The organism is Streptomyces sp. NBC_01471, from assembly GCF_041438865.1.
Classification (GTDB): Bacteria; Actinomycetota; Actinomycetes; order Streptomycetales; family Streptomycetaceae; genus Streptomyces.
In genome coordinates this window covers 5,712,482-5,735,783 of the sequence record NZ_CP109450.1, presented here as the reverse complement: position 1 = coordinate 5,735,783, position 23,302 = coordinate 5,712,482, and the positions used below count along the sequence as shown (strand labels likewise).

The 23,302-nt window shown below is 72.2% G+C and carries 19 protein-coding genes and 2 pseudogenes; 10 read left to right on the top strand and 11 right to left on the bottom strand.

The window, feature by feature from the left end; genetic code table 11:
• The first annotated feature begins 152 nt into the window (after positions 1–152).
• On the top strand, positions 153–1,703 hold the full coding sequence (locus OG285_RS25675; protein WP_371792360.1) for a PucR family transcriptional regulator: 1,551 nt from the start codon (positions 153–155) through the stop codon (positions 1,701–1,703).
• Between the two features lie 65 nt (positions 1,704–1,768).
• Here the strand turns inward: OG285_RS25675 and OG285_RS25670 are convergent, their stop codons facing one another.
• Complete coding sequence (locus tag OG285_RS25670) at positions 1,769–2,164, bottom strand: TOBE domain-containing protein (RefSeq protein WP_356825533.1); 396 nt, start codon at positions 2,162–2,164, stop codon at positions 1,769–1,771.
• A 155-nt stretch (positions 2,165–2,319) separates the two neighbouring features.
• Here OG285_RS25670 and OG285_RS25665 point away from each other — a divergent pair, with 155 nt between their 5' ends.
• Both OG285_RS25665 and OG285_RS25660 read left to right on the top strand, forming a co-directional pair.
• Entirely contained in the window at positions 2,320–2,916 is a 597-nt protein-coding gene (locus OG285_RS25665) for a helix-turn-helix domain-containing protein (RefSeq protein WP_371792359.1), read from the top strand.
• Positions 2,917–3,051: 135 nt separating this feature from the next.
• Positions 3,052–3,960 carry a trans-aconitate 2-methyltransferase gene (locus OG285_RS25660; RefSeq protein ID WP_371792358.1) on the top strand — a complete coding sequence of 303 codons (909 nt, stop codon included), beginning with the start codon at positions 3,052–3,054 and terminating at the stop codon, positions 3,958–3,960.
• A 112-nt stretch (positions 3,961–4,072) separates the two neighbouring features.
• On the opposite strand, the gene OG285_RS25655 is transcribed toward OG285_RS25660, so the two are convergent.
• A complete protein-coding gene (locus OG285_RS25655; RefSeq protein WP_356825539.1) occupies positions 4,073–4,936 on the bottom strand; it encodes a hypothetical protein in 864 nt (287 codons plus the stop codon).
• Positions 4,937–4,944: 8 nt separating this feature from the next.
• Entirely contained in the window at positions 4,945–5,622 is a 678-nt protein-coding gene (locus OG285_RS25650) for a papain-like cysteine protease family protein (RefSeq protein ID WP_371792357.1), read from the bottom strand.
• Positions 5,623–6,027: 405 nt separating this feature from the next.
• Between OG285_RS25650 and OG285_RS25645 the strand changes: the two genes are divergently transcribed.
• Positions 6,028–8,988: an AAA family ATPase gene (locus OG285_RS25645; protein ID WP_371792356.1), complete on the top strand. Its 2,961-nt coding sequence runs from the start codon at positions 6,028–6,030 to the stop codon at positions 8,986–8,988.
• Positions 8,985–9,853: pseudogene (locus tag OG285_RS25640) on the top strand (methyltransferase domain-containing protein). Before OG285_RS25645 ends, OG285_RS25640 begins: the two are co-directional and overlap by 4 nt.
• Here OG285_RS25640 and OG285_RS25635 read toward each other — a convergent pair.
• Positions 9,834–10,256 carry a hypothetical protein gene (locus OG285_RS25635; RefSeq protein WP_371792355.1) on the bottom strand — a complete coding sequence of 141 codons (423 nt, stop codon included), beginning with the start codon at positions 10,254–10,256 and terminating at the stop codon, positions 9,834–9,836. The pseudogene OG285_RS25640 and the gene OG285_RS25635 overlap by 20 nt on opposite strands.
• 79 nt (positions 10,257–10,335) lie before the next feature.
• Positions 10,336–10,923, bottom strand: a complete 588-nt coding sequence (locus OG285_RS25630) for a TetR/AcrR family transcriptional regulator (RefSeq protein WP_356825549.1) — start codon at positions 10,921–10,923, stop codon at positions 10,336–10,338.
• A 186-nt stretch (positions 10,924–11,109) separates the two neighbouring features.
• Between OG285_RS25630 and OG285_RS25625 the strand changes: the two genes are divergently transcribed.
• A complete protein-coding gene (locus OG285_RS25625; RefSeq protein WP_371792354.1) occupies positions 11,110–12,873 on the top strand; it encodes an FAD-binding protein in 1,764 nt (587 codons plus the stop codon).
• Here OG285_RS25625 and OG285_RS25620 read toward each other — a convergent pair.
• The 6 genes and pseudogenes from OG285_RS25620 to OG285_RS25595 all read right to left on the bottom strand — a co-directional run.
• A pseudogene (locus OG285_RS25620) lies at positions 12,839–13,717 on the bottom strand (PP2C family protein-serine/threonine phosphatase); the annotation flags it as partial. The gene OG285_RS25625 and the pseudogene OG285_RS25620 sit on opposite strands and share 35 nt — an antisense overlap.
• A 16-nt stretch (positions 13,718–13,733) precedes the next feature.
• The gene (locus OG285_RS25615; protein WP_371792353.1) at positions 13,734–14,747 is read right to left on the bottom strand and encodes a SpoIIE family protein phosphatase; all 1,014 of its coding nucleotides are present in this window, start codon (positions 14,745–14,747) and stop codon (positions 13,734–13,736) included.
• Positions 14,744–15,208, bottom strand: coding sequence for an ATP-binding protein (locus tag OG285_RS25610; RefSeq protein WP_356825555.1), 465 nt, complete (start codon positions 15,206–15,208; stop codon positions 14,744–14,746). Before OG285_RS25610 ends, OG285_RS25615 begins: the two co-directional genes overlap by 4 nt.
• Complete coding sequence (locus tag OG285_RS25605; protein ID WP_356825557.1) at positions 15,192–15,599, bottom strand: STAS domain-containing protein; 408 nt, start codon at positions 15,597–15,599, stop codon at positions 15,192–15,194. The genes OG285_RS25610 and OG285_RS25605 overlap by 17 nt, the downstream gene beginning before the upstream one ends.
• Positions 15,596–16,471, bottom strand: a complete 876-nt coding sequence (locus OG285_RS25600; protein ID WP_371792352.1) for an STAS domain-containing protein — start codon at positions 16,469–16,471, stop codon at positions 15,596–15,598. The genes OG285_RS25605 and OG285_RS25600 overlap by 4 nt, the downstream gene beginning before the upstream one ends.
• 167 nt (positions 16,472–16,638) lie before the next feature.
• The gene (locus OG285_RS25595) at positions 16,639–17,172 is read right to left on the bottom strand and encodes a MarR family winged helix-turn-helix transcriptional regulator (protein WP_371792351.1); all 534 of its coding nucleotides are present in this window, start codon (positions 17,170–17,172) and stop codon (positions 16,639–16,641) included.
• Between the two features lie 90 nt (positions 17,173–17,262).
• On the opposite strand from OG285_RS25595, the gene OG285_RS25590 reads away from it, so the two are divergent.
• From OG285_RS25590 to OG285_RS25575, 4 genes are all read left to right on the top strand, one after another.
• On the top strand, positions 17,263–18,432 hold the full coding sequence (locus OG285_RS25590) for a PP2C family protein-serine/threonine phosphatase (protein ID WP_356825563.1): 1,170 nt from the start codon (positions 17,263–17,265) through the stop codon (positions 18,430–18,432).
• 241 nt (positions 18,433–18,673) lie between these two features.
• Positions 18,674–19,228, top strand: coding sequence for a MarR family transcriptional regulator (locus tag OG285_RS25585; RefSeq protein WP_356825565.1), 555 nt, complete (start codon positions 18,674–18,676; stop codon positions 19,226–19,228).
• Positions 19,221–21,797 carry an MFS transporter gene (locus tag OG285_RS25580; RefSeq protein WP_371792350.1) on the top strand — a complete coding sequence of 859 codons (2,577 nt, stop codon included), beginning with the start codon at positions 19,221–19,223 and terminating at the stop codon, positions 21,795–21,797. Before OG285_RS25585 ends, OG285_RS25580 begins: the two co-directional genes overlap by 8 nt.
• Before the next feature lie 271 nt (positions 21,798–22,068).
• On the top strand, positions 22,069–23,226 hold the full coding sequence (locus tag OG285_RS25575) for a permease (RefSeq protein ID WP_371792349.1): 1,158 nt from the start codon (positions 22,069–22,071) through the stop codon (positions 23,224–23,226).
• The last annotated feature ends 76 nt before the right edge of the window (positions 23,227–23,302 follow it).

Here is a 23,302-nt window from a genome sequence, read left to right as displayed (position 1 = left end):
AAAACAGGCGGGCCGCCCGCACCATGGTTGGACGATCAACCAAGGGGCATTCCGGCATCGCCCCCTGGCATTTACGATGGCTTCACTCGCACTCGCCTCGTGAATGTGAGAAGCCGGATCTTCAGGTCGGGCGCCGCACAAGGAGCCAGAGCATGCACGTCGAACAACTTCTCCAGCTCGAATCGCTCGATCTGGCCCTGCTCTGGGGGGAGCACCCCCTCCTCACCCGGGAAATCAGTGGTGTCACCGCCACGGACCTGGAGGACCCGGCACGCTTCCTCCAGCAGGGCGAGATCGTGCTGAGCGGACTGGTCTGGTGGAGCCCCGACGCCGGCCCGGACAAGACCGACCGCTTCGTCTCCGCACTCCGCTCGGCCGGGGCGACCGCACTCCTCGCGGGCGAGGAGACGCACGGCACCGTCCCCGGCGCCCTGATCGACTCCTGCCGTGAACACAGCGTCCCGCTCCTCTCCGTGCCGGCGCAGACCAGCTTCCGCGCCATCACCGAGGCGGTCTATCTGCGCCAGTGGGGCGACCTCAGCCGCCGCCCGGCCCACCACTACGCGCTGCCCGCGAACGTCCGGACGGAGCTGGCACGGCTGCTCGCGGACGGCGCGGGCCCCGCCGAACTCCTGGACCGCGCCTTCGCCCACCTCGGCCGGCTGCCCTGCTACCTGCTGACGGCCGGGGGGCGCACTCTCGGCCGTACGCCGTCCGCACCCGAGCTGCCGGTGCAGCGGGCCGCCGCGGTACTCAGGGACACCGTGAGGGACACCACCCGGGTCGCCCTGCGCGTCGAGGCGGACTCCGGCCCCTACGACACCTGGTACCTCTACCTGCCCGACCCGGCGGAGGCCCCGCCGCGCGTCCTCCACGAGATCGCCGACGTGATGGCCCAGTACCGCCACGCCCTCCACCGCCGCCGGGCGACGGAGCGGCGGGCCGCCGACGAGCTGGTGGCCCTGGTCGACTCACCGGTCGCCGACGCGACGGCCCTGGACTCCGCACTCGCGGCCTGCGGCCTCCCGGCCCGTGGGCACTACCGCGTGATCGCCGCCGGGTTGGGCACCTACGGCGCACAGCAGAACGAGGGCACGGGCGCGCGGGCCGCTCTCACCGAGGCGCTGAGCCAGGGCGCGGCCGGCCCGTTCGCGGTGGGACTGCGGCCCGGCGAGGAGGCGGTGGCCGTCCTGCACACCGGCCGGGACGAGGACTCCGGGCGCCCCGCGGTCGACCAGGCGTGGTCGCTGCTGCACGCCTGCGCCCCGGAGACACCGCTGCACGCCGGTGTCAGCGACAGCACACCGGGGCCCAGCGGGCTCAACTCGGCTCTCGGGCAGGCGCGTTACGCCATGGCCGCGGCCGCCACAACGGCCGCCGGGGCCGACCGGGTCACCGCGGTCGACGACCTCACCTCACTGGACGCGCTGCTGGCGGGCATCCCCACCGACGTACGCACGGCCTTCAGCGCCAACACCCTGGGCCCCCTGTCCGACAGCTCCAGCGGTTCGCACCGCGTGCTCCTGGAGACGCTGGAGGCCTTCCTCGACCACAACTGCTCCTGGACCCGCACCGCGGAGGCCCTGCATCTGCACGTCAACACGGTGCACTACCGCATCCAGCGGGTGGAGGCCCTGACCGGTCGCGGGCTCTCCAACCTGGACGACAAACTGGATCTGCACGCCGCGCTGAAGTGCCGCTGACGGGCCGCAGGTCCCGGGCGACAGGCACTCCGCCCGTCCACCGCCTGCTGCCTGCTGCCTGCTGCCTACGGCCTGTCGATATGGACATTCGTCGACTTCACGCGCGCCGTCGCGGTCACCCCGACCACGATCCCCAGCTCGTCGACGGCCTCCCGGCTCACCAGCGAGACCAGCCGGTGCGGCCCGGACTGGATCTCGACCTGGGCGACCACGTCGTCGACGGTGACCCGGGTGACGATCCCGGCGAAGGAATTCCGTACGGAGGTGTGGACCTCCCCCGGCACCGGATGCAGACCCTCGGCCCGCCCCTTGGCGAACGCGGCGAGGCTCACCCCATCGATGACGCGGTTGCCCGCACCGTCCCGGTCCATGGCGATCTGTCCCCCGTCGGCCCAGCGGCGGACGGTCTCAGGACTCACACCGAGCAGTCCCGCTGCCTGGCCAATGCTGTACGACGGCATTTTTGCACTCTAGAGCCTCCCGTCCCGACGGGTGACGACGGCATCGCGGGACGGTGGCGTCGTCGGGTCCGGCGCTCAGCTGCTCCGCGTCACCCGCCCCCTCGACGGCCGGTGGGCCCGAGCGCTGTTTGCGCATGAGGCATACTCTTTTGCCCATGACGCAAGGTGATGGGGAGTTCGACAGCCTGGTGCGCCAGCGGATCCGCGGTCTGCGCGTGGCGCAGGGCTGGTCCCTGGACGAGCTGGCCACCCGCGCCCGGCTCAGCCCCTCCACGCTCAGCCGGATCGAGAACGGGCAGCGCCGCCTCGCCCTGGACCAGCTCTTCACCCTCGCCCGCGCCCTGGACACCACGCTCGACCAACTGGTCGAGACGGCCACGGACGACGTCATCTCCAGCCCGGTGATCGACGCCGCCCGCCGGCTGATGCGCTGGCCCGTGCGGGCGGACCCGGGCATGAGCGTCGTACGCCGGCGCCTGACGGACCCACCGCCCGACACCCCCTCACGCATGCGCGCCCACCCCGGCCACGAGTGGTTCGTCGTCCTCTCCGGCACCGCCGTCCTGCTCCTGGGCAACCGGCGCTTCCGGGTGGAGACCAACCAGGCCGCCGAATTCCCCACGATGGTCCCGCACGCCATCGGCACCGCGGGCGGGCCGTGCGAAATCCTGGGCATCTCCGACCGCGACGCCCGCCGCGGCCACCAGCGCGACGACGAAAGCACCGGGGGCGCGGGCGGCCCGTCGAGCTGATCGAGGCCCCGCCCCACGGCTCTCCCCCGCCAGGGCCGCCCGCTGCTTGCGCGTCGGGCAGGGAAAGCACCCGTCCTCTTGCTCTTCCGGGAAGCGACCGGGCCGCACGCTCGTGGTCCTCGTAGCGTGGGCGTCATGACACCCACATCCCCGCACCCGGCGCACGACCACGGCGCCCACGCGGTCCACGAGCCCGAGCACACACCCGACCGCAGAGCCGGGCACGACACCGAGCACGACACCGACGGGCAGGCGGAACTCCTCGACCTCGACGCCGAGGTGCTCGCCGAACACATCGCCTCCATCACCGCATGGCTGCCCGTCACGGCAGCCCCCCGCCGCATCGTGGATCTGGGCTGCGGTACCGGGACCGGCACCCTCGCACTGCTCACGCGCTTCCCCGGGGCCGAGGTGACCGCCGTCGACACCTCGGCCGACCACCTGCGGCGCCTGCGGCACAAGGTGGAGGCAGCGGGTCTCGCCGACCGGGTGCGCACCGTTCAGGCCGACCTCGACGGGGTCTGGCCGGAGCTCGGCACGCCCGACCTGGTGTGGGCGTCAGCCTCCATGCACCACATGGCCGACCCGGACCGCACCCTGCGCCAGGTCCACGGCACGCTCGCCCCCGGCGGGCTGTTCGCCGTCGTCGAACTGGCAGGCTTCCCGCGCTTCCTGCCCGAAGACGCCCCGGCGGAACGTCCCGGACTCGAAGAACGCTGCCACGCCGCGCTCGACCGCCTCCATGCCGAGCACATGCCCCACCGCGGCGCGGACTGGGGACCGAAACTGACCGCGGCCGGCTTCACCGTCGAAGGCGAACGCGTCATCACCGTCGACCTGGGCCCGACCCGCGCCGAAGCCGTCGGCCGCTACGCGCTCAGCAGCCTGACCCGCCTGCGCGGCAACGTGGCCGACGAGCTGGCGGCCGAAGACGTCACCGCTCTCGACCAGCTGCTCGACACCGGCGGTCCGCACAGCATCCTGCGCCGCGACGACGTGACGGTACGCACCGAGCGAATGGTGTGGGCCGCACGCCGCACCTGAGTACGCCGGTGCCGCGGCGGCTGAACGATCCCCGCCGCCACGCCTGCTCACCGCGGCGCCCCGCTCCCCCACCGGCAGGACGCGGAGGGGAAGCGGGGCGGTGACGCACCGGTCAGACGGACGTCCGGCGCCTGCGGTGGATCAGCCAGGCTCCACAGCCCGCGACGGCCGTGGCCAGACCGCCGCCCGCGAGCGCGGCCGGTGTGCTCGACGGGTCGCGGTGATCCGGGCTCGCCGGGGAGGCCGAGGACCCCGTCGGGAACCCGCCGATCCGGCCCGCCTTCTGGTAGGCGGAGCCGGGGAGTTTGTCTGCGTACCGGCCGTGGACGAGCTTCCGGTAGGCGGCGAGCGGGACACCCTCCTTGCCGACTTCGGCGCGTGCCGGGCCGTTCAGCGGCAGGACCTGCCCGCCGTGGACCCGGTACCAGGCCGTGGTCTGCGGCTCGGAGAAGACGAGATCGCCGTGGGCCCTGCCGGGGTACGCGACCTCGTCCGGGCCCGAGATCGTATTGATGACGGACCAGTGGCCCGAGTGCTGGTCCCGGCCGATCCAGACGCTCGCCGACGCACCCTTGGCCGAAGTCGCCCGGACGGCCGCGAAGGCGAACCGGGCGACCGGCGTGGACGCCGAACCACCCTTGACGAAGGCCGGGTTGAGGACGTACACCGCCTGAGCCGTACGGGAGACCCGGGGGTTCTCCTTGGCGGCGGCCTTGGCGAGCGCCTTCTCGGCGTGCGGTACCAGGCCCTTGTCGCCGGCGGCCCGCGCGTCGAGCTGGGCGAAGAACGTGGCGAGGCCGCTGACCGCCGGACCGGCCGACGCCGCCGAAGCGGCACCGGCCAGATCGGCCGGGGAGGGACCGGCCGGAGCGGGCGCCGCGAACGCCGTCCCGGAGGCCAGGGCGAGAGCGATCACGGCAAGCGGCGCGGCGAGCAGCCGAGCCCGGACACGGGAATTCGAATCGGTGGTGTTCATGGCGCGCCTCACCTCTCCCCGTACAGGGACTGGCCCCACTGGAACTGGGAGTTGCTGACGTAGCTGCTGTAGTTCATCTGCCCGTAGCGGGGGTTGGACGGCCAGGGGTCGGCGTAGAGGACGGTCCGGCTGTTCGCGTCGTACCCGTACAGGACGTTGGCGTGCCCGCCGCCCGCGGTCCAGTAGATACCGGCCTCCACGGGCGAACCGGCGTCGATCGACCGGGCGACGGTGCTGAAGGACGCCGGGCCGGTGACCTGGCCGACGTTCTGCATCCCCGTTCCGGCCCAGCCGTTCTGCACATCGGTCAGCTCGCCGGGCTGGTTGGGGCAGGGGTAGCCGGCCGGGAGCCCGCGGGCGTAGTCGCAGAACGCGTTCTGGCTGACGCCGCTGCCGTAGCCGAGGAACTGCGCGATGGACAGGCCGGTGGCATCCCAGCACCACTCGTCCTGCTGCTGGGTCAGCTCGGCGAAGTCGAGCTGACCGGAAGCGCCGTACGACGTGCCGTGCCCGGCGGTCACCGGGGAAGCAGGGGCGGCGGATGCGGATGCGGCGCAGGGTATGAGCAGGCCGACGGCTGCGAGGGCCGCCAGGAGCAGGTTCCGGGTACGGCGGCCGGACAGCCGCGCCACCGGGGGCGCGGAAGTGGCCCGGTCCGGTGGGGTACCGCGTTTCTGGAGGTTCATCGTCACTCCTGACTCGATCGACTCGACGCCCGGCGGGCAGGCGCTTCGTGGGGGGTGCGGGTGAGGAACGCCTGGACCCTAGGAGCGGCCGGCCCCGCGCAGCACCCCTCCCGACCGAGAGCAAGGGGTTCCCCTGCACCCGACGGCTTGCGCACGAGCGGCATGTGACAGGTCATCACAACGGCCGGCCGGGCCGGCCACGGGACAGGACGGTGGCGCCTGCCCGTGCCTCTTGACGCCCGCCATGGGGCGGGCCACCATGCTCCCCACCGGGCCCGGCACGGACCCGTCCGGCAGCGACGGCCCGCCCCATCAGCAGCCCGTCCACCCGCACCCCGCCCGGCAACGGTGCGTCCGGCAGCGGTGCGTCCGGCAGCGGTGCGTCCGGCGACGACGAGGAAGCCCATGCCCAACACCGTGCAGGGGGAGCGCCGGGAGATCGTCGACCGGCTCGACAGCGAACTCGGCGCCCACGGTGGCGTCCTGCTGCACGGCCCCGCGGGCATCGGCAAGACCTTCGTGGCCCAGCAGCTCGCCGACCGCGCCCGGGCCCGCGGTGACCTGGTCCTCCTCACGGGCCCCGAGGAGGCGGAGCGCCTGCTGCCGTACGCGGCGGTCGCCGATCTCTTCCGTACGCTGACCGACGGTCTGCTGCACACTCTCCCCGCCCCGCAGCGCTCGGCCCTGCGAGGGGTGCTGCGCCGTGAACCGGTGGCTCCGGAGGGGCCCGATCCCGTGGCTCTGCGGCTGGCCGTGGTGACACTGCTGGTATCGCTCGGCTCGGGCCGCCCGGTGCTGCTGGTGATCGACGCGGCGCACCTGGTCGACGCGGCCAGTGCCCAGCTCCTGGCCTTCGCCGCCCGCAGGACCGACCCGGCACGGGTGCGGACCCTCGTCACCGAGACCACCGCGCCCGGCGCCGCCCCCTCCGCCGGGCCGTCGCTCTGTCCGCGGACGGCGCGGGAGTTCGTACTGCCGCCGCTGTCCCTCACGGAACTGTCCGGATGGCCCGGGAGCCACGGGCTCCCCCACTGGCTGCTGCGCAAGGTGTACGGGACGAGCGCGGGCAACCCGCTGTTCGCGCTGGAGCTGATCCGCGCCGCCACCGCCCTGCCGGAACCGCCGGCCAGGGACGATCCGCTGCCGCTGACGGAGCGGTTGCGGGCGCTGCCGGCGCGGCGGCTGGACGGTCTCGGCCCGGACGGCCGGTGGGTCCTGCTGCTGGCGGCGGTGGCGGCGGAGCCGACGCCCGGCCTGCTGCGCCGGGCCGTCACCGGCCCCGTCCCGGTGCGGGGCACGGGCCCGGCGGCGACCGGCGGCGTCCTCATGCTGCGGGACGGCGGCACGGAAGCGGCCGGAAAGCGGCAGCTGTCCACGACCGGTACCGGTACGGAAGCCGCCGGAAGGCCCCTGTCCGCGCCGGACATCGATCCGATCGTCGCCGGGGCGCGGCGGGCCGGACTCCTCACTGTGGACGGGGACGCACTCCGGTTCGCCCACCCGATGGTCGCCGCCGCGCTGCGGACCTGCTCCGCCGCCGAACTCCGCGCCGCGCACGCCTGCCTGGCCGGAGCTGTCAGCGATCCGCTCGAACGCGTACGCCATCTCGCGCTGGCCGCCACCGGCCCGGACGGGACGCTGGCGGACGCGCTGGCCGCAGGCGCGGAGCAGGCGCGCCGCCGGGGGGCCAAGGAGACCGCGGCGCAGCTCGGTCGGCTGGCCCTCCTGCGGACTCCGCCCGCGCGGGGCGCGGTGCTCGTCGGGCGCGCCCTCGCGGGAGCCCAGCTGGCCTACGACGCGGCCGACTACGAGCTCACCCGCGAGCTGGCGCGTTCCGCGCTCCGGGGCACGGCGTCTGCCGCTCAGCGCGTCCAGGCGTGCCTGCTCGTCATCCACGCCTCCAACCAGGCGCTGCACGAGGCGGCAGAAGTCTTCGACGAGATGCTGGTGAGCGTCGGGGACGACCTCGGGCTGCATGCCCAGCTGCACTACGCGCGAGCGCTGCGGGCCCACATCACGGACGGCGAGACGGCGTTGGCCCGGGTCGAGGCGGCGCGGGCGGCGGCGCTGGCCCACCGGGCCACGGACCGTACGACCGAGCTGATGGCACTGTCCCTGGAGGCGTTCACGGCGGCGGTGCTCGGCCGGGCCGACGCGGCCGAGCCCCTGGCGCGGGCGCTGTCGACCCCGCAGGACAGCGGACTCTCGGGCGGTCACAACGGCCCCCGGGCGATCAAGGCGAGGCTCGACCTGTTCGCCGACCGCCACCGGGAGGCCGCCTGCGCACTCGGGCTCCTGCTCCGGCGGGCCAGGGACAGCGGCACGGTCGAGGACGTGATCTTCCTGCTCTGCGCGTCGATCGACGTGGACCTGCGGGCCGGACGCGGTGCGGCGGCTCTGGCGTCGGCCGGTGAGGTGACCCGGCTCAGCCGGGAGATCGGGGTCCGGCTCGGCCCGGTGCCGCACAGCCTCGCGCTCGCCGAAGCCGCGGGCGGCGAGCTGTCCCGGGCGGCCGCGCTGGCCCGCGAGGGCGTGGCGGTCGCCCGCTCCCGGCACGACCAGATCTTCCTGCCGCTGGCGCTCTGCGCACTGGGCCATGTGCAGCTGCGCTCGCAGGATCCGGCGGGTGCCGTCGAGGCCCTGGGCCAGGCGCGGGACATCGCCGAACGGCGGGGAATCGTGGACCCGTCGGCTGTCCCCTGGGCCGTCGACCTCACCGAGGCGCTGGTCGCCGTCGGGGACCACGAGCGGGCCGAGTCCGTGGCCGATGAGGCGCTCCGGACGGCGGGCCGGCTGGCGCGGCACGGGGTGTCGGCGTCGCTGCGCCGCGCGAGGGCGCTGTGCCGGGCAGCGGGCGCGGACCGGGCGGCGGCCCGCCAGGCGGTGTCCGAACTCCACTGGGCGGCCGACCGCCACCGCGCCGGCGGGCTGCTGATCGAACACGGCCGTGACCTGCTGGCACTGGGCACCGTCGAATGGCGCCAGCGGCACACCACAGCGGCGGCCACCGCCTGGCACCAGGCGGCGACGGTCTTCCGGGAGTGCGCCGCGCACCCCTGGCTGCGCCAGGCGACGGCCGAACTGTCCCGGATCGAACCCCCCGCCGGCGGCCCGCACGGCCGCACCGCGGACTCCCCCGTCCCCGCGCTGACCGGCATCGAGCACCGGATCGCCACCATGGTCGCCGCGGGCTCGACCAACCGGGAGGTCGCCACCAGCCTGTTCCTGGCGGTGAAGACGGTGGAGTCGAGCCTCACCAGGATCTACCGCAAGCTGGGCGTCCGGTCCCGCACGGAACTGGGCGTACTGCTGAGAACTCCACCGGACGGCCACGCGGTTGGTGGACGCCGTAGGTTGGGCGGGTGACGACCACCGCATCGCAGGAGGCATTCCTGCAGGCCTTCCACGCCGAGCACCCGGCGGTGACCGCCGAGGCGTTCGGCGGCGGCCGGGCCCCGGACGGCCGGTCCAGTTACGAGATCCTGTGCGACCGGGTGGCCGGAAGCAGGCGTGTACTGGACCTCGGCTGTGGCGACGGACTGCTGCTGGAGTGCCTGGCCCGGACCGACGGGAGACAGCTCGCGGGGGTGGACCTGTCTCCGGAGTCACTGGCGCTGGCGCGGCGCAGGCCGGCGCTGTCGGGGGCGAGGCTGGAAGAGGCGCGGGCCAGCAACTCCCCTTCGCCGACGAGAGCTTCGACGCCTGTGTCTCCCACATGGCCCTGATACTGATGGGTGAGATCGAACAGGTCGTGGCCGAGATCGCCCGCGTGCTGTCTCCCGGAGGGGTGCTGGCCTGTGTGGTGGGAGCAGGGCCGCTGGGCGGCGAGGCGTACGAGCGCTTCATCGGACTGCTGCGTTCCACGATCGAGGAGCTGCCGGCGTCGCGGCGCATTCCGCCACTGGGAGACCGGCGGACACGCGGGCGCGAGGGGCTCGACGGCATCCTCGGGCCGGCGGGCTTCGCAGCGGTGGACTGGGAGACCGTTCCCATCGATCTGAGTGGTCCGGCGGAGCAGGTATGGGCCTCCGTGTCCGGCCTGTACGACCTCGGGCCCCTCGACCGGGCCACCATGGAGCGCCTGCGGGCCGCCTTCTTCGCCGAGGTGAGGGAGATGACGGCGCCGGACGGGCAGGTCCCCTGCACCTTCAGGATCCACGTCGCCACGGCGCGACTGCGTGAGAGGGGACGCCGGGGGGCCACCGGGCTCGTCAGGCCCGGCTGCGGCTGAACACCGGGCGCAGCGTGGTGGCGTAGCCCACGACTCCGATGAGCAGGAGTCCGCAGACGCCTTGTTCGATCTTCATCCACTCGGGGAAGCCCCCGGGCAGCGCGATGATGACGACGATGACCGCGACCATCACGGACGAGATCACCGTCAGGCGGCGCCAGGCTCCCCGGGCGCCGCGCGCGGCGCGGACGGCGAAGGCGTAGAGCAGTACGGAGCTGACGGCCACGATGGATCCGCGGATCCACACCGCGGAGTTCACCGCCGCGTGGTCGTTGCGCAGCAGCACGACCGCCAGGAGCGTCAGCACGCTCACGCCGAGGTAGGTGCCGACCAGCAGCTTGATTCTCCGGAACGCCTCCTTGGTACGAGGCTGCTCCAGGCTCCGGGAACTGGGGGTGTTCATGGTGCTCGACCTCCTTGAGGTCTCTGGGTCCGGTCGGGTTCCGCCCGGCTGAGAGGTGCCGCCGGGCGCCGACCCGGGGTCATTCCGTACGGGCCGCCGGGATCATCCGGTCGATCAGCCGCACCAGGTGCTCGGCCACCTCGGGACCGTCCAGGTCCGGGTTGGTCATGAACTGCTCGGAGAGCGCGTCGATGGTCGCCCGCAGCAGTACCGCCGCCGTCCAGGTGTCGAACTCCCCGAACTCACCCGCCTGTTGGCCCGCCTCAAGCAGCTTCTGGGCGACGGCGACGAGGCCGTCATTGCCCTGGCTCGTGTACCGCAGCCTGCCGTCGTCGTCGCGCAGGTTCCGGCTGATCTCCAGCACGGCCTGCGCCTCCTTCTGGTGGGTCCAGGTGAAGTTCACGGAGGAGCGCACGTAGATCTGGACGCGCTCGCGCTCGGTGGACGCGGCCTCCCGCGCCGCCCGCAGCGGGGGCACGGCGTCGGCGTACACCTGCTGCATCACGGCCTCCATCAGCTCGGAGCGGGAGGTGAAGTGGTAGAGCACCACGCTCTTCGACACCCCGGCCCGCCGGGCGACCTCGGCGATCGTGGTCGCCGCGTACCCCAGCTCGACCAGGCCGTCGATCGCGCACTCGACGAACTGGAGCCGACGGGCCCGGTTCACGAACGTTCCTTCGTCCTGACCGGCTACACTCTTTTTCGACCGCATGGTCGAAAAGTAACACGCACGGATGACAGATGCCATTCTTCCTGGTCGGGCAGCCCGGCGGTGCGCCGACGCATGTCTACGATCCGGAACGGGGCCAGTGCGGGCCAGGGACGAGAACCGCGCCGATGTGGGAGGTCACAGATGGACGAGCCGAACCGCGCCGAGCCGCACCGCACCGGGGCGAGCCGCGCCGAACCGAACCGCACCGGGGTGGACCGACGTGGGCTGTTCGCCGCCGCGGGAGCCCTGGCCGCCGGCGGGACGGTCACGGCACTGGCCGCGGGCGGGACAGCGGGCGCCGCCACCGCCGCGGGAAGGGCCCGGCCGGCCGGGCCGGTATCGGTCCGGCCGGCTGACGCCCGGTACGGGAGTCTGCTGCGCGGCGACAACTGGCGTTTCGTGGGACGCCCGGACGAGATCTGCGTGGCCGCGTCGACCGAAGAGGTCGTGCACGCGGTGTCCGGGGCGGTGCGGACCGGCCGCCGGCTCGCGGTGCGCAGCGGCGGGCACTGCTTCGAGGGCTTCACCGCCGACCCGGCCGTGCGTCTGCTGCTGGACCTGTCGCCGATGAACGGCGTCGGCTACGACGGCGAACGGGGCGCGTTCGTGGTCGGGCCCGGGGCGACGCTGGGCCAGGTGTACCGGACGCTGTTCACGCGGTGGGGCGTGACGATTCCCGCGGGCGGCTGCCCGGAGGTCGGGGCGGGCGGTCACTTCTGCGGCGGCGGGTACGGCCCGCTCTCCCGCAGGTACGGCTCCGTGGTGGACCATCTCCACGGTGTGGAGGTGGTGGTCGTCGACGGCGACGGCACCGTACGCACGGTGGTCGCCACCCGCGACCCGGACGATCCGCACCACGACCTCTGGTGGGCGCACACCGGCGGCGGTGGCGGCAACTTCGGGGTCGTCACCAAGTACTGGCTGCGCGCTCCGGGCGCCACCGGGTCCGACCCCTCCCAGCTGCTGCCGGCCGCACCCGCGCGGCTCCTGGAGTGCGTGGTCGGCTGGGCGTGGGACGAGCGGATGACCGAGAAGGCGTTCACCGGGCTGCTGCGCAATTTCGGGGTCTGGCACGAACAGCACAGCGCGGCCGGCACGCCGCAGGCCAACCTGTACGCGATCCTTCAGGCGGCGCACCGCAGCGCGGGGAGTTTCCGCATGATCGTCCAGATCGACGCGGACGTCCCGGGCGCGAACGACCTGGTGACGGGCTTCGTGTCCGCGGTCACCGCCGGCACCGGAGCCGAGCCGGCGGTCGACGCCCGGCGGACCGTGCCGTGGCTGCACCCGATCACCTGGCCGGGCGCGGGCGAGGCGGGCGACGTGATCACCCGCCGGTACAAGATCAAGGCCGCCTATCTGCGCCGTTCGTTCACCGGCCCCCAACTCACCACGGTGTACCGGCATCTGACGAACTCCACCGGCACCCCGGACGGATCCCTGGAACTGATCGGGTACGGGGGCCAGGTGAACACGGTCCGGCCGACGGCGACCGCGGTGGCCCAGCGCGACGCGGTCATGAAGGCCGACTTCCACACCGTCTGGGCCGACGCGACCGACGACGCGGCCGGCCTCGCCTGGGTCCGGGACTTCTACCGCGACGTGTACCGGGACACCGGAGGTGTTCCCGTACCGGGCAGGACCAGCGACGGTTCCTACATCAACTACCCCGACACCGACCTGGCCGACCCCGCGTGGAACACCTCCGGAGTGCCGTGGCACACCCTGTACTACAAGGGCAACTACCCGCGGCTCCAGCGGGTGAAGTCCCGCTGGGACCCACGCGACGTGTTCCGCCACGCCCTCGCGATCGAGCCCCCGAAGGCCCGGCCTCCGCGTCGCGCCGACGGCCCCGCGACCGCAACTCCGTTCAGCAGTCGCCCAGTTGTTGATCCGGGCCGCTGATCCGTGCCGTGAGGGCCAGTGTGTCGTCGGGATGGAGCACGACCGTGAGCATGTCGCTCGCGATGGCTCCGGGGATTTCCGTTATGGGCCTGCCCAGGTGCCGGCCGGCCGCGGCGCGGAGGCGGACCTCGCCCTCCAGCGGGTCTCTGCGGCTCTCGGTGAGACCGTCGGTGTAGAGGACGAGCAGGTCCCCCCGGTTCAGCCGGGCGTGGCAGATGTCCTCGCTGCCGGGCAGCGGATAGCCGATGCCCCGGCCGCGGGCTTCGAGGTACTCGGAAGTCCCGTCGGTCCGTACGAGCAGGGCCGGCGGGTGGCTGCCGTTGGCCAGTCGGAGTTCGCCCGTCGCGGGGTCGAGCCGGGCGAGCAGCACCGTGGCCATCAGTTCGCGGTCCAGGGGCATGAGGATCTCGTTGGTGCGCGCGATGATCGACTGGAGGGGGTGGCCCTCCAGGGCGAGTGTGCGTACGGCATGGGTGACGTTCAGGGCGCTGCGGGTGCTGGTGATGCCGTGGCCGAGGGCGTCCACGACGGTGATGTGGACCGTGCCGTCCGGCAGGGCCAGCCAGTCGTAGAGGTCCCCGCCGGTGGGGGCGCCGGTGTCCGCCGGTTCGTAGTGGACGGCGAGTTCGAGGCCGTCGACCTGGATCGGCTGCGGGCGCAGCGCGTCCTCCAGTTCCTGGAGGATCCGGCCGTGGGCCCTGCGGAGCTGCTCGTCGCGTTCTTCGAGCTGGACGTAGAGGGCGAGGACTCCGCTGTTGGTCTCGGCGAGTTCGTGCTTGAGACGCCGGTGTTCGGCCTCGAAGGCGTCCGCGCGGGCGAGAGCCGCCCGCAGCTCTTCTTCCATGGCGTCGCGGGTTTCCTCAGGCATGGGGGTGTCCAGGGGCTCTGGCGACGACGACGCCCGCGTCGTCGCGGATGCGCCGGTGGTTGTGGGCCAGGGCCACGGCCAGCAGGGCAGGTGGAAGGCGCAGCAGGAAGCGGGACGGGGCGTGTGTCCAGCGCTCGTCGATGCCGTCGGAGTGGAGTACGAGCACGGCGCCCGGCTCCAGGGCGATGCGGTGTGTCCGGGGGGTGGGCAGGGTGAGGCCGACGACGCCCGGCTGGCCGCTCAGCCGGTGGTGGACGGTGTCCTGGGACAGGACCGAGGCGCGGACGTTGCCGATACCGCAGTACTCGGCGTGCCCGGACCGCAGGCGCAGCATGCCGACGGCCGCGCCCCGGGTGTGGCGCAGGGCACGGTGCATGGCGGTGAGGGTGTCGGGCAGCGGGCGGTCCGGCGCCCGCTGGAAGACCCGCAGGGCTGTCTGCGCGGCCTCGGCCGCCGGGGAGCCGTGGCCGAGGCCGTCGACGACGACGACCGTACGGGCGTCCGCCGTGTCGGCGGCGGCGCAGGCGTCGCCGCAGTCCTTTTCGGTCTCGACGGGCAGGCAGAGCGAGCCGATGTCCTGGCGTACGTCCGCACCGCCGGGTGCGGAGAGCCGGGCGCAGGCCAGCGTGCCGGTGTCGACCTGGGTACGGATGGTGAAGTCCGTCGCGATGCGGCTGACCGCCCCGAGTCCCGCGCCCAGCGTGGCCGTCGTGGTGTAGCCGTCCGTGAGGGCCTGCCGGAGGTCGGCCATGCCGGGCCCGCAGTCGGCAGCCAGGATTTCCAGGCCGCCGCCGAGCAGCAGCGGCTGGAGGTAGAGCGTGCCGTCGCTCGCGTGCTTGTCGAGGTTGCTGGCGAGCTCGGATGCGAGGACCGCGGCCTGCTCCGGCAGGGCTCCGGACATCCGGCACGTCCGGGCGAGCGTGCGGGCTGCCGCGGCGGCGAGGTCGACGGCGCTGTAGTGATCGATCCGGATCTGCGCCGTCGGCACCGCGGGTGACCCCGTCACGGAGCCATCCATCGGGTCGCCGTCACCGTGGTTCCCCCGCCCGGATCGGTGTGGACGTCGAACTCGTGCATCAGCCGCCGCGCACCTCCCAGGCCGTGCCCCAGTCCCGCGCCCGTCGTGTAGCCGTCGGTGAGCGCGCGCTGCAGGTCCGCGATACCGGGACCGTTGTCCCTGATGACCAGCCGCAGACCGCGGCGGCGGGACTGGTGGACGTGCTCGACGGTGAGTGAGCCGCCACCGCCGTGGATGTAGGCGTTGCGGGCCAGTTCACTGGCGGCCGTGACCACCCGCGTCTGGTCGACGATGCCGAATCCGGCGGCCAGGGTGGCGGCGCGTACGGCGTGGCGGGTCGCCAGCAGGTCCTCCTCCGTGCGTACCGGGAACGTGGACGGTCCGCCCGCGTCGTCCGCAGGGCGGTGACGGGTCGCCGGGGCGCCGGCGTGTTCAGCGGAAAGTGTCATGGGGCCCCCCTTCGGGGAGCTGTGGGTTCTGGTGCCAGCCGAGCGATGCCATGCCCTGTTCGGCGTTGAGGGCAGTTTCCACCCCGGCCAGTTGCAGGCCCAGTTCGACCAGGGTGATCGCGACGGGAGGCCGCATGCCGGCCACGATCACCCGCGCGCCCAGCAGCCTCGCCATGGTGGTCAGTTCGGTCAGCATGCGGGCGACGAAGGAGTCGATGAGCTCCAGCCGGGAGATGTCGATGAGCACACCCCGGGCCTCGTCCGCGGCGATCCGCGCGGTCAGCTCGTCGGCGAAGAGCCGGACTGCCTTGTCGTCCAGCTCATCGAGCACTCCGGTGACCAGCACGTCTCCCAGGCGCAGGATCGGCACACCTGCCGTCGGGGTACTCATCGGACCGCTTGCCCTTCGCTCTGCGGCGACGCGTTGCCGGTGATCCGGATCGCCTCGGACAGGGCGTCGGACAGCGTCCCCCTGGTGATGATGGTGGACAGGTCGATGCCGAGCTGCGCGATCGTCATGGCGATGGGCGGACGGATGCCGCTGATGACGCAGTCGGCGCCCATGAGACGCACCGCGTTGACGGTCTGCATCAGATGCTGCGCGACAGCGGTGTCCACGGTGGGGACAGCGGTGATGTCGATGATGGCGACGAGCGCCTCGTGGTCCTGGATCGCCTGCAGCAGGTTCTCCATGATCACCTGCGTGCGGGCGGTGTCGAGCGTCCCGATCAGCGGCACGGCGAGCACGTGCTGCCACAGGCGCACGACAGGGGTGGAGAGTTCCAGCAGCTGCCGGCTCTGCCGCCGGATGATCTCCTCCCGGCCCTCGACGTACGTCTCGAACGACAGCGCACCCGCGGCGTCCAGAAGCCGGTTGATCAGCAGAGCCGCCGCGTACAGCGTCGCGTTGTCCCCTGCCGACTCCTGTACGGACTCCAGCAGCGCTTCCTTGAGCGCCAGCACCGCCAGCGACGTGGCCGTGGGAGAGGCACCGCCGCGGGCTCTGCGCAGCGAGAACTCAGTCACCGCACTGGTCAGCTCGGGGTGCGCGGCGACGACACGGTCCACGGGCAGCCCGCTGTCCAGGCCCGACGCGAGAGCGACCACCAGGGCGTCAGCTTCTTCCCGCAGCTCCGCTTCACCGATACCGCCGGTTTCGCTCTGCCGCAGCTGCAACTGGACCCAGCGGTCGGCGATCTTGTCGCCGCGGTCCTGCAACGCGGTGCTGACATGCTGCCGCACTGCGCTCTCGCCGATACTCACACAGATACCCTTCGCTCGCGGGACCCGGCCCGGACGGGTCAGGTCTGCCGGGCCGTACGGTGGGAGTACTGGCTGCCATCGGGCCCGGGGCAATCGTTGTCGTTCGACAAATGTTAGCGATCCCTGTCAACCCTGCCGAGCCCAGCCCACCTTCACCACCAGCGGGGTCAGGCCGAGCGTGAGGTGTCCCACACGGCCGGCTCGGACTGCGGCGGCAGCCCGGTCGCCTCGGCCGGGGCCCGCAGCCCCGTCCCGACCGCGGCCCGGAAACCGGTGAGACCGTACAGCAGGGCTTCGCGCGCCGCGGGCTCCATCTTGGACACTGCGGCGTGCAGCGCCTCCTCGCGGCGGGCCCGCAGACCGTGGAGATAGGCGGAGCCGTGGCCCGTGAGCCTGAGCTCGACCTCCCTGCGGCTGGCCGGGTTGGACCCGCGCCGGACATATCCGAGCGCCTGCAGCCGGTCGCAGAGACGGCTCACCGAGGACGGCGTCGCCCCCAGCATCTCGCCGAGCGTACGGAGGTTCATGCCCTCATCGCGCTCCAGGCTGTACATGACCCTCAGCTGTGAGGAGGACACCGGAGCGGAGGAGACCGCGTCGCGGCCGCGTTCCCACAGGACTTCCAGCAGCTCGATCACCTGGCCGGCCACCGCAGCAGCATGCTGGGACTGCGCGGGAGAGCCCGGGGGATCAACGGCCATACTGTGACACTCCCATTCGAACTCGCAGCTCCGGAACCCGGACGGCGTCCAGCGCCCTGGACACGCCCTATGAGAAAGCAGTCGCATACGGTGGACAGATTTTCGGCTGCAGAGCGCGCACTGCGCACTGCGGCCCCCCACGAACTCCTCGACGCGGTACGCCACGCGCTGATGAAGCACTACGCGGCCACCACCGTCGATCTGCTGATGGCCGACTACGCCATGACCATACTCCAACCGGTCTCCGCGCTCCCCTACACCGAGGAACCGGTCTCTGTCCACAACACCGGCCCCGGCAGGGCCTTCGGCGCCCAGGAGCCATACGTCAGGTCGAGCGACTGCCCGCCCGTGGTCACGGCGCACCTGCCCGTCTCCGTACGCGGCGACCGCCTGGGTGTGCTGTCCGTCACCCTGCCCGCGGGAGCCGGGACCCCGGACGTACTGCGCGAACTCGGCAGCATCGCGGAGGTACTCGGCCACGAGATCGTGGTCGCCGAACGCGACACCGACCTCTACCTCCAGGCCCGCCGGGCGGACCGGCTCACCCTCGCCGCGGAGATGCAGTGGCAGCTCCTGCCCGGCCGCTCCTGCTCACGCCCCGAGTACGATCTCGGCGCCCAGCTGGAGCCCGCGTACGCGATCCACGGCGACAACTTCGACTGGTCGGCATCGGGCGACCACCTCACGCTGACCGTCACCAACGGCATGGGCGAGGGCATCGAAGCGGCCCTGCTCACGAACCTGGCCGTCAACGCCCTGCGCAACGCCCGCCGCGCCGGCCTCGGCCTGGCCGGACAGGCGGGCCTCGCCGACCAGGCCGTCTACGGGCAGCACGGTGGCCGTGTCCATCTGTCCACGCTCCTCCTGCACTTCGAGCTCCCCACCGGCCTGGTGGAGATCGTCGACGCGGGGTCGCCGAAGATCTGGCGGATGCGCAACGGCGTCACCGAGCACATGGCGCTCGAACCACAGCTGCCGCTGGGCATGTTCGAGGACACCGTCTACACGGTGCAGCACCTGCAGGCCCTCCCCGGCGACCGGCTGTTGTTCGTCAGTGACGGTGTCTACGACGTCGCGTCGCCACAGGGCGAGCGGTACATCGAGAGGGCACTGGCCCGAGCCGCCATGAACACCCGCCTGCTGCCGCCCTCACAGGTCCCCCGCGCCATCCTCCAGGAGGTCTCGGGACACCGCGGCCCCGCCAAGTCCGAGGACGACGCCATGGTCGTCTGCCTCGACTGGCACGGCCGGGACCGGTAGCCCGGCCGGGCTCAAAGGAGCTCTCCGCCAAGGCCGTGGCGTCCTTCCGCGCCGCCACGGCCTCCGACCTGCCCGATTGCCGCGGACCCGGCGGGGCGGGGCTCGCCGCGGGCCGGAGCGATGAGCGGCCGGCGGGGCGAGCGCCCGCAGACGCGGGGGAGGCCGTGTTCCCAGCACCGGTCCAGAACCGGTACTATAACTTGCTCTATACAAGCAACAATAAAAAATGGAGGCGGGAGGCATGGACAAGGGGACGGTCCATGACCGCCCAGCAGAGGCGATTCCAGTCACCGGAGACGCCAGTGCCGAGGAGGCCGCAGCCGGACTCGGGAGCCAGATCGTACGGTTCTCGCGGCTGCTCACCGCCCGCAGGCGCCGGGCCAAGTTCGAGCAGGGCGCCGGTGAGCGAGTGCTCCTGGCCCGACTGGTGCTCGACGGTGAACAGCGGGCCACCGACCTGGCCACGGACACCTTCCTGGACCTGTCGACCGTCAGTCGTCAGGTGCGGTCGATGGTGGAGCGCGGTCTGATCGCGCGGCGCCCGGACCCGGAGGACCGGCGCGGTGCCTTGCTGCACGCGACCGAGGCCGGGAAAGCGGCTTTCGAGGCGTACCGGCGGCAGCGCGACGCGGAGCTGGCGGAACTCCTCAGGCCATGGCCACCGGAGGACCGGTACCAGCTCATCCGGCTGATGGCACGCCTCAACGACGACCTGGCAGAGCATGAACACGCACGTCACTGCTCGGGACACCAAACCGAAGCGGCGGCGAAGCAGGGAGCAAGCAAGCATGAGTGAGGCCGTGTCCGCGCCACGCGGAGACACCGAGACCAAAGCAATACCCACCAACCCGGGCGGCCTGAGCCACCGGCAGATCCTGACCATCCTGAGCGGCCTCATGCTGGGCATGTTCCTGGCCGCGCTCGACCAGACGATCGTCTCCACCTCGATCCGCACCATCGCGGACGACCTGCACGGCCTGAGTCAGCAGGCGTGGGCGACGACGGCTTATCTGATCACTTCGACGATCGCCACACCGCTGTACGGCAAGCTGTCCGACCTGCATGGACGCAAGCCCTACTTCCTGACCGCGATCAGCGTCTTCATCGTCGGCTCGGTGCTGTGCACCTTCTCGACCTCGATGACGGAGCTCGCGTCCTTCCGTGCCCTTCAGGGCATCGGCGCGGGCGGTCTGATGTCGCTGGCCCTGGCGATCATCGGCGACATCGTGCCGCCGCGCGAGCGTGCCCGCTACCAGGGCTACATGCTGGCCACCTTCGCCACCTCCAGTGTCGCCGGACCGCTGATCGGCGGCTTCCTGGCGGGGCAGGACAGCATCCTGGGCGTCACCGGCTGGCGCTGGGTGTTCCTGGTGAACGTCCCGATCGGCATCATCGCGCTGTTCGTCGTCGCCAAGGTCCTCAACATCCCGCACGTCCGCCGCAACCGCCGTATCGACTGGTGGGGCGCGGTCACCATCGCCGTCGGCGTGGTGCCGCTGCTGCTCGTCGCCGAGCAGGGCCGTGAGTGGGGCTGGGGTTCGACGAACTCGCTGATCTGCTACGTCATCGGGGTCGTGGGCATCATCGCCTGGATCTTCGTGGAGCGCCGGATGGGCGACGACGCGCTGATCCCGATGCGGCTGTTCCGCAACGCGATCTTCAGCAAGACCAGCCTGCTGTCCGTGCTCATCGGTGCGGGCATGTTCGGCGGGATGCTGATGATCCCGCAGTACCTCCAGATCGTGAAGGGCGCCAGCCCCACCCGGTCCGGTCTCGAAATGCTGCCGCTGATGCTCGGCATGATCATCGCCTCGGTCGTGGCCGGTCAGCTCACCGCCAAGACCGGTCGCTACAAGATCTTCCCGATCATCGGCACCTTCCTGATGGTCGTGGCGCTGCTGCTCTTCCACTTCAAGGTCCAGTGGGACACCCCCCTGTGGGAGTCCATGGTCTTCATGCTCGTCTTCGGCCTCGGCCTCGGCGGCTGTATGCAGACGCTGGTCCTCGCGGTGCAGAACGCGGTGCCGCCGCAGGACATGGGTGTGGCGACCGCGTCGTCCACGTTCTTCCGTCAGATGGGCGCCACCGCCGGTACCGCGATCTTCCTGTCGGTGCTGTTCAGCAATGTCGGGGACAAGATCGGCTCGGCGTTCAAGTCGGCCGCGCGGACCCCGCAGTTCCAGGCCGCGCTCCACGATCCGAGTGTGCTCTCGAACCCGGCCAACAAGCCGGTGCTCGACATGGTCAAGAACCCCGGCGCGGGCGGCGGCGGGGCCAGCGTGCTGAGCGACTCCTCGTTCATCCAGCAGCTCGACCCGCGCCTGGCAGAGCCCTTCAAGCAGGGCTTCGCCGACTCCATGCACCTGGTGTTCCTGATCGCCGCGGGTGTCGTCGCGCTCGGCTTCCTGATTGTCCTGTGGACCAAGGAGGTTCCGCTGCGCAACGTGTCGGGCCTGCAGGCCCGCGCCGCCGAGGAGGGCGGCGTGGCGAGTGCCGCGGCCGAGGCCTCCGCCCCCGAACCGGCCACCGCCACCGTCCCCGCCCCGGGACGCCACGCGGCACCCCAGCCCGACCCGGTCGAGACAGCCGAAACCGCCGTGGTGGACGCCTCGGGCACCGGCGTCAGGGGATACATCCGCGACGCCGACGGCTCCCCCGTACCGCAGGCCGTGGTCACCCTGATCGACCTGGGCGGGCGACAGCTCGGCCGTACGACGACGGGGCACGACGGGCGGTACTTCGTCGCGGCACCCGCCGACGGGACGTACGTCCTGATCGGCTCCGGTGGCGCGCGGCAGCCGCAGGCGACGACGGTGACGGTCGGTGACGGACCTGTCGACTTCGACCTGATTCTCAGCGGTGCCGCGGGGCTCGCCGGGACGGTCCTGGCGGCCCCCGGCGACCGTCCGCTCGCGGGCGCCCTCGTCATCGCCACCGACGTGCGCGGTGACGTCGTCGCCTCCGGTACCAGCGACGGCGCCGGCGACTTCGGCTTCGGCGACCTGGTGCCCGGCAACTACACCCTCGCGGTGAGCTCCGGCGGGCACCGGCCGACGGCCGTGCCGGTGGAGGTCGTCAGCGGCTCGGCCAACCGCTACGAGGTCCGGCTCGAACCCGGTGCGCGGGTGCACGGCACCGTCCGCAACAGCGCCGGCGAGCCACTGGACGACGCCCGGGTCACGCTGCTCGACGCCGCCGGTAACACCGTCGGGTCGACCATCACGGGCGCGGACGGTGTGTACACCTTCAACGACCTGGACACCGGCGACTACACGGTGGTGGCCAGCGGATACGCGCCCAGCGCCCTTTCGCTGCTGGTGGACCGCAAGGGCGGGCACGACCTCGACCTGGACCTGAGCCACTGAGGCGGCCCGGACACTGAGACGAGGCCGGACCCGGCCGTAACTCCCTTCCGAGCCCTGCGAGTCGGGACGGGGTGAGGCGCGGGTCCGCCGGAGGCCGTGGCGCGACACGAGATGTCGCACCACGGCCTCCCGTGCGTACGGCGCCCGGCCGCACCCACGGCAGGCACCGCACAGCCGCCCCGAAGCACGCACGACACGGCCGCCTCAAGGCACGCGCCGCAAGGCCGCGTGTCCGCGGCCCGGAACGCGCTGCGGGAGGAAGGCTTCACGGATGCAAGCCGTACTGCACGCACTGTCGATCGCCGGCTCCATGACCTGGGAGATCACCTGGGCCCTGATTCTCGGCCTCGCACTGTCCGCTGTCGTCCAGGCGGTGGTCCGCAAGTCCACCGTCATCACCCTGCTCGGCGACGACCGCCCCCGTACCCTCGCCGTGGCAGCCGGACTCGGCATGGCCTCGTCCTCGTGCTCCTACGCCGCGGTGGCCCTGGCCCGCTCACTGTTCCGCAAAGGAGCGAACTTCACGGCGGCGATGGCCTTCGAGATCGCCTCGACGAACATGGTGGTCGAACTCGGCGTGATCCTGGCCCTGTTGATGGGCTGGCAGTTCACCGCGGCCGAGTTCGCCGGCGGTCCCCTCATGATCGTCGTGCTGGCGCTGCTCTTCCGGCTGCTCCTGCGGGACGGGCTGCTGCGCCGGGCACGCGAACAGGCCGGGCACGGCCTGGCCGGATCGATGGAGGGCCACGCGGCGATGGACATGTCCGTACGGGGGGAGGGTTCCTTCGCGAGGCGGCTGTTCTCGCGGGACGGCTTCACGGCGACCTCGCACGTCTTCGTCATGGAGTGGGCGGCGATCCTGCGCGACCTGGTGATCGGCCTGCTCGTCGCCGGCGCGATCGCCGTCTGGGTCCCGGACTCCTTCTGGCGCACCTTCTTCTTCGACGGCCATCCCCTGGCGGCCGAACTGTGGGGCCCGGTCATCGGCCCGCTGGTGGCCATGGCCTCGTTCGTGTGCTCCATCGGGAACGTGCCGCTCGCGGTCGTGCTGTGGAAGGGCGGCATCAGCTTCGGCGGCGTCCTGGCGTTCGTCTTCGCGGACCTGCTGATCCTGCCGATCCTCAACATCTACCGGAAGTACTACGGCGCGCGGATGACGGCCTTCCTGCTCGCCACCTTCTACGCGGCCATGGTCGTCGCCGGATACGTCCTCGAGTTCGCCTTCGGCGGCCTGGGGCTCATCCCCGACCGGGCCGACGCGAGAGTCCCCATGGACGGCGTCCGCTGGAACTACACGACCTGGCTCAACATCGCCTTCCTGTTCATCGGCGCCGCGTTTTTGGTGCGGTTCTTCCGGACCGGCGGCAGGAACATGCTCCGCATGATGGGAGGCCCGGACGAGCACGGCGAGCACGGCGAGCACGACTGAGCCGTCGGCCCGGCGGGCCGGGCCGGGGGTGTCGGCCGTGCGCCCTGCGGACCCCGCCCACAAGGCGCACGAAGCC